Source organism: Streptococcus sp. 21.1 (assembly GCF_016648635.1).
Taxonomy (GTDB): domain Bacteria; phylum Bacillota; class Bacilli; order Lactobacillales; family Streptococcaceae; genus Streptococcus.
This window is the reverse complement of the sequence record NZ_JACLQL010000001.1, coordinates 179,565-193,691: the sequence shown is the minus strand read 5'-3', so window position 1 is coordinate 193,691 and position 14,127 is coordinate 179,565. Positions and strand designations below refer to the sequence as shown.

Sequence of the window (14,127 nt, the reverse complement as noted above, 5' to 3'; positions counted from 1 at the left end):
AACATCCAACCGAGGCACAAAACGTAACTATTTTTTTGTAACGTATTGTACTTTCGTGTCTAGGTTTAGGTACGATTTTTTTGTGCCTAGCCCAAAAATAAAAACGGAGGTAAAACTACTAATGAGTGAAGCTATTATTGCTAAGAAAGCTGAACAGGTTGCTATCGTCGCTGAGAAAATGAAAGCAGCAGCATCTATCGTTGTTGTTGACTCTCGTGGACTTACAGTTGACCAAGATACAGTTCTTCGTCGTAATCTTCGTGAATCAGGCGTTGAATTTAAAGTTATCAAAAACTCTATCTTGAGCCGTGCAGCTGAAGAAGCAGGTCTTGAAGACCTTAAAGAACTTTTTGTTGGTCCATCTGCAGTAGCATTCTCAAACGAAGATGTTATCGCACCAGCAAAAGTTATTAGCGAATTTGCTAAAGACGCAGAAGCTCTTGAAATCAAAGGTGGTGTTGTTGACGGTGCGTTCACTTCAGTCGAAGAAATCAACGCTCTTGCATCACTTCCAAACAAAGAAGGTATGCTTTCTATGCTCCTTTCTGTACTTCAAGCGCCAGTGCGCAACGTTGCATACGCTGTCAAAGCGGTTGCAGAAAGCAAAGAAGACGGTGCTGCATAAGCCCATCTTCACAACTCGTAGCCTAAGCTACGTTTAAAACACTATATTAAAAAACACATTTGGAGGAAATCACAATGGCATTGAACATTGAAAACATTATTGCTGAAATTAAAGAAGCTTCAATCCTTGAATTGAACGACCTTGTAAAAGCTATCGAAGAAGAGTTTGGCGTAACTGCTGCTGCTCCTGTAGCTGCTGCTGCAGCTGGTGCTGCTGACGCTGGTGCTGCTAAAGATTCATTCGACGTTGAGTTGACATCTGCAGGCGACAAAAAAGTTGGCGTTATCAAAGTTGTACGTGAAATCACAGGCGAAGGTCTTAAAGAAGCTAAAGCTATCGTTGACGGTGCACCATCAGTTATTAAAGAAGGTGTTGCTGCAGCTGAAGCTGAAGAAATCAAAGCTAAACTTGAAGAAGCTGGAGCTTCAGTTACTCTTAAATAATAAGGTAACGACTCAAGTCGCTTAATAAAGAAAACCAGGGCATAAGCTCTGTTTTTTTTTTACGATAAGCGATTATGAGAAACTGATAAATTGATTTGGTTTCCTGCCAAAAATTCTTTGGCAGGATTTTTGTTTTAATAAACTTTCGGGGGTAGACAATCTAGTGTCTACCCTTTTTTTTGCGTTTCGGAGGTAATTATGCAAAAGGAAGAACAGTCATCACGTCAAATCGTGAAAAGCCATATCATGACCATCATGGGAGTTGATAATCTAAAAGCAACTCAACTGGTAAATGAAATGGAACAAACAGGTTTAATCTGATTTGATGAATTCGGGAATTTTGGAATTTTAGTCTCGGAGGGATAATCATGAAATGTATTACTGCTAATCAATTTCAGACATCAGAGCGTTATTATAAACTCCCAAAAGTCTTGTTTGAAGATTACGCTAAAAAATACGGTCACGAGAACTTTACCATGAGAAACTGGGCAGATTTTCAATACTATAAGGATAAGACGTTGGATTTGGTGATTGCGGTCACAACAGCGAAGTTTACCCTTTTTAATATCCAATCGGTGATTGATTTGACGCAAAAAGACTCTATGGACTTGAAAACGTGGGGCACTCAGAAGACTATGGTCTATCTTGTTATTCCAGATAATGATACTACCTTTCGTTTTCTATCTGCTTTATTTTTCTCTATGGTTTTCTCCACTTTGACCAGACAGGCTGATGTGGACTTTAAAGGGCAACTGCCTATCCATGTTAGAAGCTATCTGGATGAGTTTGCTAATGTCGGAGAAATCCCAGACTTCGCCGAATAAACCTCAACAGTTAGCTCTTGGAATATGAGTCTAGTACCAATCTTGCAAAATATCGCCCAACTCTTTCTCATTTACTGGGAAGGAAATAGTGGTGATAAACTACTTGAACGTCAGACACGAGCCAGTGAGTGGTATTACCAAATTGAAAAAGGCTTTAGTCAACCCAACGGCGGGACAGCACAAAGTGATCTAAAAGCACTTGAAGCTGTACGAGGAGACCTTTTTGAAAACTCTATTCCAGGAGGTGGTGATGGTATGGGTTACGCTTACGGCCAATGTACTTGGGGAGTCGCAGCCCGTATTAACCAACTGGGTCTAAAACTCAAAGGAAAAAACGGTGAGAAGATTCCAATTATCAGTACCATGGGCAATGGCCAAGATTGGGTACGAACAGCCGCAAGTCTCGGTGGGGAGACAGGGACAAGTCCACAAGCAGGAGCTATTATTTCCTTTGCGGGAGGAGGACATGGCACACCAGCAGAATACGGACATGTGGCTTTCGTCGAAAAACTCTACCCAAATGGCTCATTCCTTATCTCCGAAACCAATTACAATGGCAATCCAAACTATACCTTTCGTAAATTATCTGGAGTGGATAGTAACTTGAGTTTTGCGTATACGACGAAATAAAAAAGGATATGCTAACAATGACTTGATTTGTTAGCATATTGTTTTGGAGGTGGTGATATGGATTTGTTAGAGAAACCCGTTTGTAATTATATTAAAAATAATCATGGAGTAATAACTTTTCGTGATATGGAAGAGCTTAACTTTTCTTATCAACAACTGAATCAATTAGTCTCAAAAGGGAAAGTGGAATCAATTGAAAGAGGTATCTATCATCTGCCAGATACCTATATCGATGACTATTTTAGTTTACAGTACCGTTTTCCAAAAGGAATTTATTCCTTAGAAATAGCACTTTGGTTACATGGTCTGTCCCTTACCATTCCATTTGAGCCTGTGATGACTTTTCCTTTCGGGACAAATACGAGGCCAATGAAAGAAGCTGGTGTCAAGCCAATTGTCGCTAGAAAGTATCATGAAATCGGTATTATTAGACTGGAGCGACAGGCTGGACAGTTTATCTCAGTATATGATATGGAACGAACATTAGTGGAGTGTTTGAGAACAGCTTATCATGTCGATATTCAAGTTATTGCTCCAGCTTTTCAAGCTTACTTTAAAAAAGGAGCTGTTGATTATGCCAAGTTGTATCACTATGCACAACTATTTAAAGTAACCGAAAAACTACAATCATATGTGGAGGTCTTGTCGTGAAATTTTCAAATGCTAATAGTTTCAAAGCTAAAATCAAGAATATTGCAAAAGAAAAAGGGATCTCTTTCTCAAAAGATTAGTCAAATATTTGAAGAATACGGTGCGAATATGTTGGATGTATTCGGTTGTTATATGTATAAATTAAACAATTGTGTTACAATGAAACCATATAGAATTTTAAGTTTTCTCAAAAACTTTCTATAACTAAGAACACATAAGGAGGTAAAATGGTGAAGCATTCTAAAATAACAAAAGTTTTTCAGCTTTCACTCGTCATCATATTTATTTTAGTCTTGTTAGGGCTCTTTGTTCCCCAGCAGTTTCAAAATATTAGTTTTTACTTAAAAAATCTCTTGACAACTAGTGTTGGCTGGTTTTACTTGTTATTGGTTACGGGGATTTTAATTTTTTGTGTCTTTTTAATTGTAAGTCCGATAGGGCAGATTCGCTTGGGTAATCCCACGAGTCGGCCAGAGCATTCGACGACGTCATGGATTGCCATGATGTTTTCTGCTGGAATGGGGATTGGTCTGGTCTTTTATGGGGCAGCAGAGCCTTTGAGTCACTTTGCTATCTCGACGCCCAATGCAGAAATAGGCAGTGCGGATGCTCTCGCAGATGCTTTTCGTTTTACTTTTTTTCACTGGGGATTTCATGCTTGGGCGGTCTATGCCCTGGTGGGATTGTCTTTGGCTTATTTTGGCTTTCGTAAACGGGAGAAATATCAGCTCTCAGTCGTCTTTAAGCCTCTTTTTGGAAAATATGCGGACGGACCAATAGCAACCATTATCGATACCATCACCATTATTGCGACAGTGATTGGGGTAGCGACAACGCTCGGCTTTGGTGCCTCACAAATCAATGGTGGTCTCTCCTATGTCTTTGGTATTCCTAATAATAGTCTTGTGCAAGTCATCATTATCATCATTGCGACAATTCTTTTTCTTATTTCTGCCTTATCAGGTTTAGGAAAGGGTGTTAAAATCCTATCTAATACAAACTTGATTTTAGCTATTGTCTTGCTTGCTGGAGTCATAGTTTTGGGGCCAACGGTTAAGATATTTGACACCATGACAGACTCTATCGGCCTTTATTTTCAAAACTTCTTCCGTATGAGTTTTCGGGCGGCGGCTTTTGATGAGACCAAGCGGGCTTGGATTAACCAATGGACCATTTTTTACTGGGCATGGTGGATTTCCTGGTCACCTTTTGTGGGCGTCTTTATTGCCCGTATCTCAAAAGGTCGGACTATTCGCGAATTTTTGACAGTAGTGCTTTTGGCACCAACAGTCCTTAGTTTTATCTGGTTTTCTGCTTTTGGTACCTTATCTACTTCACTACAAGATTCGGGGGTTGATTTGATACGTTTTGCCACAGAAGAAATTCTTTTTGCCTCTTTTAATGAATATCCTCTGGGAAGTGTCCTTTCACTCCTGGCAATTATTTTAGTTTTAACCTTCTTTGTGACCTCGGCGGATTCTGCCACCTATGTTTTGGCCATGTTGTCTGAAGATGGCAATCTAAATCCAAGTAATCGTAAAAAGGTGATTTGGGGTGTCATGCTGGCCTTGATTGCTATTGCACTCATGTTTTCTGGTGGATTGACAGCTTTACAAAACACGCTCATTATTGTCGCTTTTCCATTTTCTATAGTACTAGTGTTGATGATGTGGTCGCTTATGAAAGAGTTATATCACGAAAAAGAGCAAATGGGACTCGCCATTACACCAGACCGATATCCTGAGAAGAATCAACCGTTTAAATCTTATGAGGAAAATTAGGAGGATGGCATGGAGTTAAGAGTGCTTCGTTATTTTATTACTATTGCTGAGGAGGGGAGTATCTCCAAGGCAGCTGAGAAGCTGATGATTACTCAGCCGACACTCAGTCGTCAGTTAAAAGATTTGGAGCAGGAACTTGGTGAACCTCTTTTTATCCGTGAACATATCAAGTCGCTTAATAAAGAAAACCAGGGCATCAGCTCTGGTTTTTTCTATTGCTTTTAATATTTTCATTTGTTAGAATGTAGGTAATGTGCGTGCTTGTCACGCCCTTTTTTCTGTGTCTTTTACGGCTTTAGTGGTTGTAAATAACTATAAAAATCTTAAAGGCATGGTAAATGCTAAAAAGAAAAGGAGAAATTTATGGCTTATATTTGGTCTTATCTCAGACGTTATCCTAAGTGGCTAGCAATGAATTTTACGGCAGCCATTTTATTTGTTATTGCTAACTTGGGTTTGCCGACGGTTCTTGCCAGAATGATTGATGAGGGAATAAACCGTGGTGATGTTGATAAGCTTTACGCTTATGCTTGGGTCATGTTTGGTGTAGTTTTGACTGGGATTGTTGGTCGTATACTTCTGTCCTATGCGGTTGGTAAGTTGACCACCACTATGGTGCAGGTCATGCGTAATGACATTTATGCTAAGCTTCAGGAGTATTCCCACCACGAGTATGAGCAGATTGGGGTATCCTCTTTGGTGACTCGTATTACATCAGATGCTTTTGTTCTCATGCAGTTTGCGGATCAACTTCTCAAGCTAGGGGTTATCACTCCTTTGATGATGGTTTCCAGTGTCTTTTTGATTTTGACGACAAGTCCATCTTTGGCTTGGATTGTGGCAATCTCCTTACCTTTCCTAGCCGTAGTTGTCTGGTATGTGGCGGTAAAAACGCGTCCGCTTTCTGAAAAGCAACAGGCAACTCTCGACAAGATTAACCAGTATGCTCGTGAAAATCTGACTGGACTTCGTGTCATCCGAGCTTTCGCTAGAGAAGATTTTCAAGAGAAGAAGTTCGCTTCTGAAAATGCTGTCTATGCGGATAATTCAAACAAACTTTTCAAATTGACTGGTTTGACCGAGCCACTTTTTGTGCAAATCATCATAGCCATGATTGTGGCAATTGTTTGGTTTGCTCTTGAGCCATTAGGTTCTGGGACTTTGGCAATCGGTGACTTGGTTGCCTTTATTGAGTACAGCTTCCATGCACTATTGTCCTTCCTTTTCCTAGCCAATCTCTTTACCATGTATCCTCGTACGGCGGTGTCTAGTGAACGTCTGCAGGAAATTATGGACATGCCGATTTCTATCAATCCAAATGAAGATGGCGTGACAGAAACCGAGACTAAGGGATATTTGGAGTTTGACAATGTGACCTTTGCCTATCCTGGTGAAACTGAAAGTCCTGTCCTACACAACATTTCTTTCAAGGCAAAACCTGGTGAAACCATTGCCTTTATCGGATCAACGGGTTCAGGAAAATCATCACTTGTGCAGTTGATTCCACGCTTTTATGATGTAACACTTGGACGCATTCTTGTTGATGGAGTAGATGTCCGTGACTACAATCTTAAGGCTCTTCGTCGTAAGATTGGCTTTATTCCACAAAAAGCCCTACTCTTTACAGGGACTATCGGTGAAAATATCCGTTATGGTAAGGAAAATGCCAGTCATGAAGAATTGAATCAAGCTACTGATGTGGCTCAAGCCAAGGAATTTATCGAAAGTAAGGAAGAACGCTATGATTCTCATTTGGCTGAGGGTGGTAGCAACCTTTCTGGTGGACAGAAGCAGCGTTTGTCAATTGCACGTGCGGTGGTTAAACGTCCTGATCTTTATATCTTTGATGATTCCTTCTCTGCCTTGGACTACAAGACTGATGCGACCTTGCGCCGTCGTCTAAAAGAAGTGACTCAAGATGCGACAGTCCTGATTGTAGCCCAACGTGTGGGAACTATCATGGATGCTGATCAAATCATTGTTTTGGATGAAGGTGAAATCGTTGGTCGTGGCCGTCATGAAGAGCTTATGGAAAGCAATGATATTTACCGTGAAATTGCTAATTCACAATTGAATCAAAAGAGTCTTACGGAAGACTAGAAGGAGGTCAAAATGAAGAATAATAAAAAGAAAACAAACCATTCCTCAAGTTTTGGCCGTCTTTGGTCATACTTGCAGGCTTATCGTTTCCCACTTTACCTAGCCATTTTCTTGAAAATTGTTAGTGTCATCATGAGTGTCATTGAACCCGTAGTCATTGGTTTAGCTATTACAGAGCTGACCAAAAATACGCTGGATATCATTAAGGGGGTAGAAGGCGCCCATATCAATGTATCCTATGTTGGTTTGGTTCTGGTTGTTTATCTCTTGCGTGGTCTTATTTATGAGTTGGCTGCCTACTATTCCAACTATTTCATGACCAATGCTGTGCAAGCAACGGTTCAAGATATGCGAAATGAGATGACCGATAAAATCAATCGTACCTCAGTGTCATACTTTGATAAGCACCAGTTTGGGGACCTCTTGGGCCGCTTTACTAGTGACGTTGAGACAGTATCTAATGCCTTGCAGCAGTCATTCTTGCAGATTGTTAATGCCGTCTTTACTCTAGTCTTAGTTATTGGAACAGTGCTTTACCTTAATCTTCAATTGGGAGCTATAGTTGTCGTCACTATTCCCATTACTTTCTTTGGTGCCCGTTTTATCATGAGTAAGTCTCAACCTTACTTTAAGCAGCAGGCTGATGCTCTAGGTACTCTTAATGGTTTTGTTCAGGAAAATCTGACTGGTTTCAATGTGCTTAAACTTTTTGGCCGTGAGGATAGATCTTTAGACGACTTTAAAGAGATTACGGAAGACCTTCAGAAGGTAGGTTTTAAGGCCAATTTCATTTCAGGCCTCATGATGCCTGTCCTTAATGGTTTATCTGACTTGACCTATCTCATTGTCGCTGTTCTAGGTGGTTTGCAAGTTTTGGCTGGTCGCTTGACGATTGGTAATATGCAGGCCTTTGTTCAGTACGTTTGGCAGATTAATCAACCTATTCAGAACTTGACTCAGTTAGCTGGACAATTGCAGAGTGCTAAGTCTTCTTTGGACCGTATTTTCCAACTGATGGATGAACCAGACGAGGCTAATGATGCTACTGAAGTGCTTGAAGGAGATTTGACCGGTCAGGTTAGCTTTAAGCATGTAGACTTCCAGTATGTGGCTGATAAACCTTTGATTCGTGACTTTAATCTTGAAGTCAATCCTGGCGAAATGGTCGCTATTGTCGGCCCAACTGGTGCCGGAAAATCAACGATTATCAATCTTCTCATGCGTTTCTATGATGTGACGGCTGGTTCTATCTCGGTTGATGGTCATGATATTCGTAACTTATCACGTCAGGATTATCGTAAACAGTTTGGTATGGTGCTTCAGGATGCTTGGCTCTTTGAAGGAACTATCAAGGAAAATCTTCGTTTTGGTAATCTTGAGGCAACTGATGAAGAAATTGTTGAAGCCGCTAAGGCTGCCAATGTGGACCACTTTATCCGTACGCTACCTGGCGGTTACAACATGGAAATGAACCAGGAATCAAGTAACATTTCACTGGGACAAAAGCAACTTTTGACCATTGCGCGTGCGCTTTTGGCTGATCCTAAAATCTTGATTTTGGACGAGGCAACCTCATCAGTTGATACCCGTCTGGAACTCTTGATTCAAAAGGCTATGAAGACTCTCATGCAGGGTCGAACAAGCTTTGTCATTGCTCACCGTCTGTCAACTATCCAAGAGGCAGACAAGATTTTGGTCCTTAAAGATGGTCAAATCATCGAACAAGGGAACCATGAATCCCTTCTTGCAGATAAAGGCTTCTATTACGATTTGTATAATAGCCAGTTTGCAGAGAAATAAACAAAATAATCCATCAGTTCATAACTGGTGGATTTTTGCTGATTTTAACGAGCAATAAAAGAGACTTCCCCAGTGAGAGAAGTCTCAAAATTAATATTTATTTCTCAGCAGGTCGTGTGACGAACATGGCATCTCCGAAACTGAAGAAGCGGTAGCGTTCTTGGACGGCGTGTTTGTAGGCATCGAGGACAAATTCACGGCCAGCAAAGGCTGAAACCAACATGACCAAAGTTGATTTTGGAAGGTGGAAGTTGGTTGAAAAGGCGTCTACGACTGTGAATTGGTAGCCTGGTTTGATAAAGATATTAGTCCAGCCTGAGTCGGCTTGGAGTTGACCATCGTATTTATTGCCGATTGTCTCAAGTGTTCGTATTGAAGTAGTTCCTACTGCAATGATGCGGCCTCCAGCGGCTTTGACGCTATTAAGGGTATCGGCAGCGTCTTGACTGAGGGTGTAAAACTCTGAGTGCATCTCATGTTCGTCGACATTCTCAACAGAAACAGGTCGGAAGGTTCCCAGTCCAACGTGGAGGGTGAGGTAGACCAATTTTACGCCTTTGGCTTCAATCTTTTGAAGCAATTCAGGTGTGAAATGGAGACCAGCTGTTGGAGCAGCGGCGGAGCCATTTTCCTTGGCATAGACCGTTTGGTAACGGTCACGGTCTTCCAATTTTTCATGGATATAAGGTGGCAGTGGCATCTCGCCTAAGCTTTCCAAAACCTCGAGGAAGATACCGTCGTAGCTAAATTCTACGATTCGACCACCGTGATCTAGTTCCTCAGTGACAGTGGCAGTCAAGCGGCCATCGCCAAAACTGACTTTAGCACCTACTTTAAGGCGTTTGGCTGGTTTGGCCAATACTTCCCATTGATCCCCTTGGGTATTTTTCAAAAGGAGAAATTCCACATGGCCGTGTGTATCAGGTTTTTCACCGTAGAGGCGGGCAGGAAGCACGCGTGTATTGTTCATGACCAAGGCATCTCCAGGGTTAAGCTGGTCAATGATGTGGTCGAAGTGGGTATCAGTCATTTCCTTGGTTACAGGATCAATGACCAAGAGTTTAGAGGCATCACGTTGTTCCAATGGGGTTTGAGCAATCAGTTCCTCTGGCAGTTCAAAATCAAAATCGTTTGTATTCATTTCTTTCCTCGTTTAAAAATGTTCAGCCTTTTTATTATAGCACGATATAGGGCGACCGTCATTAAACTTATCGAGTGAAAGCGCTTGACAAAAAGGTTAAAAAAAGAGATAATAAATAAAAATGGTATATACCAATATCGAGGTGAATAGAATGAAAAAGATTTTAGTTGAAAATCAAGTTGAGGGAGGCAAAGTTGCCTTTGATCTTCTTAAAGAGAGCCTTGCAGCGGGTGCTCAGACATTGGGATTGGCGACAGGTAGTTCACCTATCGCCCTTTACCAAGAGATGGTTGAGAGTGACGTGGATTTTTCGGAACTTTACAGCGTCAATTTGGATGAATACGTCGGACTAGCACCAGACCATGAGCAGAGCTACCATGCCTTTATGAAAGCTCAACTCTTTGATGCCAAGCCATTTAAAGAGAGCTTCTTACCTGACGGCATGGCTGAAGATTTAGAACAGGCGGCCAAGGATTACGATGATATCCTATCCCAACATGTCATTGACTTGCAAATCTTAGGTATCGGAAGTAATGGGCATATTGGATTTAATGAGCCAGGTACGCCTTTTGATAGTCAAACCCATGTGGTCGACTTGACTGACAGCACTATTGAAGCCAATAGCCGTTTCTTTGCCAGTCGAGACCAAGTTCCTACAAAGGCTATTTCAATGGGGATTGCTTCCATTATGGCTGCCAAGAAGATTATTTTGTTTGCCTATGGTGACAAGAAGGCAGATGCCATTTTCAAGATGGTCAAGGGTCCAGTAACAGAGGAAGTACCGGCCAGTGTCTTGCAACATCATCCAGATGTGACTCTTATCTTAGATGAGGCTGCTGCAGCGAAATTGTAGGAGAAAATATGAGTCGTAAAATTTACAATATGAGCTTTTCAAAGGTCTATCCTATGCTAGTGGCCAAGGCAGAGCGGAAAGACAGGAGTCGAGCAGAGGTGGATTAGGTAACTACGTGGTTGACCGGCTATTCGTCAACGACTATTGAGGAGGCTCTATCATTTGAAGTTAGTTACGGAGATTTCTTTCGTCAAGCTCCTGCCCTCAATCCTAAGCGTCATCTGATTACGGGATCCATCTGTGGGGTTAAGTTGACCGAAATTAAAGAACCTCTTATGCAAGATATTCGCTATCTGGATAAGCTAGTAGATGAGCTGGCTAAGGGGAGACCTATGGAAAAGGTAATAAGAAGTTAAGTTATTTAAACTCAGGTTGAGGCATCTGGCACTCAGCCTTTTTCTTTTATGACAATTCTTCTCCAAACAAATCAATTGCCTAGTCCTCTTTGATAACGCTATAATAGTTAAGTTGACTTTGACTATCAAACAACAGATATAGATATTTCATAAAGAAAGAGGACATACAATGGCAAAACCTATTCGAGTATTGCTTTATTATAAATACCTTCCCATCGAAAATGCTGAGCAATTTGCGGCTGACCACTTGGCTTTCTGTAAGTCAATCGGTTTGAAAGGACGTATCTTGGTCGCTGACGAAGGAATCAATGGAACGGTTTCTGGTGACTATGAAACCACTCAAAAATACATGGACTACGTTCACAGCCTTCCAGGGATGGAGGACCTCTGGTTCAAGATTGATGAGGAAGAAGAGCAAGCCTTCAAGAAGATGTTTGTTCGCTACAAGAAGGAAATCGTCCACCTTGGTTTAGAGGATGATAACTTTGACAGCGACATCAATCCGCTTGAAACTACTGGTGCTTACTTGTCACCAAAAGAGTTTAAAGACGCTCTTTTAGATGAGGACACTGTTGTCCTCGATACACGTAACGACTATGAGTATGACCTTGGTCACTTCCGTGGAGCCATTCGTCCAGACATTCGCAACTTCCGTGAATTGCCACAATGGGTCCGCGACCATAAGGAAGAGTTCATGGACAAGCGCGTGGTTGTTTACTGTACTGGTGGTGTCCGCTGTGAGAAATTCTCAGGTTGGATGGTCCGTGAAGGCTACAAAGATGTTGGTCAATTGCACGGTGGTATCGCGACTTACGGAAAAGATCCAGAGGTTCAAGGGGAGCTTTGGGATGGTAAGATGTATGTCTTTGACGAGCGTATTGCCGTTGATATCAACCATGTAGACCCTGTCGTTGTCGGTAAGGATTGGTTCGATGGGACGCCTTGCGAACGCTATGTCAACTGCGGTAACCCATTCTGTAACCGTCGTATGCTTGCTTCAGAGGAAAATGAAGACAAGTACCTTCGTGGCTGCTCACACGAATGCCGTGTTCACCCACGCAACCGTTATGTCTCTGAAAATGGTTTGAACCAAGAAGAAGTTGTCAAACGTCTTGCGGCAATTGGTGAGAGCTTGGATGTAACGCCTGCTTAAGTTTAAAAATAGAAGAAGCTGAGAGAAATCTCGGCTTTTTTTGCAATTTATTTCTAAAATAATGACAGATATATATTGCAATTAGAAACATATAGTGTATAATTAAGATGAAAACGGATGGTGAACCTAATCAATGTCGACGATAATATCAGATAAGATGAAAAGGAGGGGGCATGTGGCAAAGAATTTACGCTTAAAAGCAGCTCGAGCAGAGCATGATATGACCCAGGGTGACTTGGCAGAAGCGGTAGGTGCAACAAGACAAACCATAGGGTTGATTGAAGCTGGAAAGTACAATCCCAGCCTAGGTTTATGCATTGCCATTTGCAAAACACTTGACAGGACTTTGGATCAACTGTTTTGGGAGATTTAGGAAGGAAGTAAAGATGATGAAATTTAAGCTTGTTAATAATAAAGTTACAGATGAACGCGAAGAAGCTCTAAGTAATAAAGTTGGTGCTGAATGTTTTTACATAATGATTGCCGGGACAATGGCGTGCTTGTTCTATGGCTCCCTCTTTAACAAGGGTGTCATCTCTGCTAATTACTTACTTTATCCATTGTTGATAGCATGGATTTGGTCTATTTATAGAGCTGAACGTCTTGCTGTAAATGCTTTTGGAGGTTCTAGTATGACAGTCCTAGGTTGTTTACTGGTGACTGGGCTTATCACACTTGAAATAATGATAGTTAACTATCAGTCATACCACAATGTCTATCATAATAATCCCTTGGATCCTAGATATCTCATGGCTTGGCCAATTACTTATATCATTTATGTTCCCTTTGTCTTTTTTATGAATTGGGCTCTCACAGCACTGGGAAGATATGAGAGAAAATGTCTTGAAAAACAGCTAGACGATTTGGAGAATGAAGAATAAATAGTGAGAGAATCAGACCGTTCTTTTTGGTCTGATTTTTTTGTGTTATAATGGGTCCTAAAACTAAGGAGGTCATGTATGCTACTAACTGAATTTGATGATAATAGACAAGCGATTATCAATCCACAAGACTTACACGAACCAATTGAAGGATTTCCCAAAGTTGTCATCTCTTGCTTTTCAAGAGTAACTTTTGCTCGCTTCCTTGAGAATTATGACCATGAGGTCATTGCAAGAACCTCTATGGCTAATTTTGAAGTCGTGGTCTATGGGATTACGATTGGAGACCAACAGATTGCTGTCTTTAATGCACCAGTTGGGGCTGCTTCCTGTGTGGGGATTATAGAGGATTTGATTCAATTTGGGATGGAAAAACTAGTGCTCTTTGGGACTTGTGGGGTTTTGGACCAAGATATTGAGGCGACCTCCATCATCATTCCAACAGCAGCTCTTCGAGACGAAGGGACCAGCTACCACTATCTTCCGGCTAGTGATGAAGTGGAAGTAAATAAGGAAAGCCTTCCTCTCTTCCAATCTTTTCTGGATAGTCACAAGGTTTCCTATCAGAAAGGAAAAGTGTGGACGACAGATGCTCCCTATCGGGAAACCATCGGCAAGATGAAGCGTCGAAAGGAAGCCGGAGCTATCTGCGTCGATATGGAGTGCTCTGCCGTGGCGGCATTAGCAGCTTTTCGGGACTTTGAGCTCTGCCATTTCTTCTACGCGGCAGACCACCTCTCTGAAGAAAAATGGGATATCCGAAACTTATCTAGTCATGAGGATTTAGATGAAAAAGATAAGGTGGCTTTATTAGCTTTGGAGTTTGCGTGTGACTGGAGTACACCTTAAAAATTCTACTTTTTAAACTTCTTATTTGTAATCATTCTAA

At 41.5% G+C, this 14,127-nt stretch carries 13 protein-coding genes, 3 pseudogenes and 1 other annotated feature (1 of these 17 cut by a window edge); of the genes and pseudogenes, 15 read left to right on the top strand and 1 reads right to left on the bottom strand.

Features of this window, described 5'->3' with window-relative positions; genetic code table 11:
* Nucleotides 1–90, top strand: a sequence feature (ribosomal protein L10 leader region) (it extends 47 nt beyond the left edge of the window).
* A 31-nt stretch (nucleotides 91–121) separates the two neighbouring features.
* The 9 genes and pseudogenes from rplJ (at nucleotide 122) to H7U01_RS00955 (ending at nucleotide 8,854) form a co-directional block, all read left to right on the top strand.
* The gene (gene rplJ, locus H7U01_RS00995; protein WP_003095623.1) at nucleotides 122–625 is read left to right on the top strand and encodes a 50S ribosomal protein L10; all 504 of its coding nucleotides are present in this window, start codon (nucleotides 122–124) and stop codon (nucleotides 623–625) included.
* Nucleotides 626–699: 74 nt separating this feature from the next.
* Nucleotides 700–1,068 carry a 50S ribosomal protein L7/L12 gene (gene rplL / locus H7U01_RS00990; protein ID WP_004183006.1) on the top strand — a complete coding sequence of 123 codons (369 nt, stop codon included), beginning with the start codon at nucleotides 700–702 and terminating at the stop codon, nucleotides 1,066–1,068.
* Nucleotides 1,069–1,266: 198 nt separating this feature from the next.
* Nucleotides 1,267–1,389, top strand: coding sequence for a hypothetical protein (locus tag H7U01_RS09950; protein ID WP_002269975.1), 123 nt, complete (start codon nucleotides 1,267–1,269; stop codon nucleotides 1,387–1,389).
* A gap of 59 nt (nucleotides 1,390–1,448) precedes the next feature.
* Nucleotides 1,449–2,522: pseudogene (locus tag H7U01_RS09945) on the top strand (CHAP domain-containing protein); the annotation flags it as partial.
* A 57-nt stretch (nucleotides 2,523–2,579) separates the two neighbouring features.
* Nucleotides 2,580–3,173 (top strand): type IV toxin-antitoxin system AbiEi family antitoxin domain-containing protein, encoded by a 594-nt coding sequence (locus H7U01_RS00975; RefSeq protein WP_195435899.1) that lies wholly within the window; start codon nucleotides 2,580–2,582, stop codon nucleotides 3,171–3,173.
* A gap of 227 nt (nucleotides 3,174–3,400) precedes the next feature.
* Entirely contained in the window at nucleotides 3,401–4,954 is a 1,554-nt protein-coding gene (locus H7U01_RS00970) for a BCCT family transporter (RefSeq protein WP_195435902.1), read from the top strand.
* 9 nt (nucleotides 4,955–4,963) lie between these two features.
* Nucleotides 4,964–5,131 (top strand): annotated as a pseudogene (locus H7U01_RS00965) (LysR family transcriptional regulator); the annotation flags it as partial.
* Between the two features lie 186 nt (nucleotides 5,132–5,317).
* The gene (locus H7U01_RS00960) at nucleotides 5,318–7,054 is read left to right on the top strand and encodes an ABC transporter ATP-binding protein (RefSeq protein ID WP_201040923.1); all 1,737 of its coding nucleotides are present in this window, start codon (nucleotides 5,318–5,320) and stop codon (nucleotides 7,052–7,054) included.
* Nucleotides 7,055–7,066: 12 nt separating this feature from the next.
* On the top strand, nucleotides 7,067–8,854 hold the full coding sequence (locus tag H7U01_RS00955) for an ABC transporter ATP-binding protein (RefSeq protein WP_060973332.1): 1,788 nt from the start codon (nucleotides 7,067–7,069) through the stop codon (nucleotides 8,852–8,854).
* Nucleotides 8,855–8,951: 97 nt separating this feature from the next.
* Here the strand turns inward: H7U01_RS00955 and queA are convergent, their stop codons facing one another.
* Nucleotides 8,952–9,995: a tRNA preQ1(34) S-adenosylmethionine ribosyltransferase-isomerase QueA gene (gene queA, locus H7U01_RS00950; protein WP_060973333.1), complete on the bottom strand. Its 1,044-nt coding sequence runs from the start codon at nucleotides 9,993–9,995 to the stop codon at nucleotides 8,952–8,954.
* 151 nt (nucleotides 9,996–10,146) lie between these two features.
* Between queA and H7U01_RS00945 the strand changes: the two genes are divergently transcribed.
* The 6 genes and pseudogenes from H7U01_RS00945 (at nucleotide 10,147) to H7U01_RS00920 (ending at nucleotide 14,087) form a co-directional block, all read left to right on the top strand.
* Entirely contained in the window at nucleotides 10,147–10,848 is a 702-nt protein-coding gene (locus H7U01_RS00945; RefSeq protein WP_060973334.1) for a glucosamine-6-phosphate deaminase, read from the top strand.
* Between the two features lie 8 nt (nucleotides 10,849–10,856).
* A pseudogene (locus tag H7U01_RS00940) lies at nucleotides 10,857–11,204 on the top strand (DUF2200 domain-containing protein).
* A 169-nt stretch (nucleotides 11,205–11,373) separates the two neighbouring features.
* Nucleotides 11,374–12,357, top strand: a complete 984-nt coding sequence (locus H7U01_RS00935) for a rhodanese-related sulfurtransferase (protein ID WP_022496434.1) — start codon at nucleotides 11,374–11,376, stop codon at nucleotides 12,355–12,357.
* A gap of 175 nt (nucleotides 12,358–12,532) precedes the next feature.
* Entirely contained in the window at nucleotides 12,533–12,730 is a 198-nt protein-coding gene (locus tag H7U01_RS00930; RefSeq protein ID WP_002885991.1) for a helix-turn-helix transcriptional regulator, read from the top strand.
* A gap of 13 nt (nucleotides 12,731–12,743) precedes the next feature.
* Nucleotides 12,744–13,238: a DUF6773 family protein gene (locus H7U01_RS00925; protein ID WP_060973335.1), complete on the top strand. Its 495-nt coding sequence runs from the start codon at nucleotides 12,744–12,746 to the stop codon at nucleotides 13,236–13,238.
* Nucleotides 13,239–13,316: 78 nt separating this feature from the next.
* The gene (locus H7U01_RS00920) at nucleotides 13,317–14,087 is read left to right on the top strand and encodes a nucleoside phosphorylase (RefSeq protein ID WP_073687497.1); all 771 of its coding nucleotides are present in this window, start codon (nucleotides 13,317–13,319) and stop codon (nucleotides 14,085–14,087) included.
* Nucleotides 14,088–14,127: the final 40 nt, after the last annotated feature.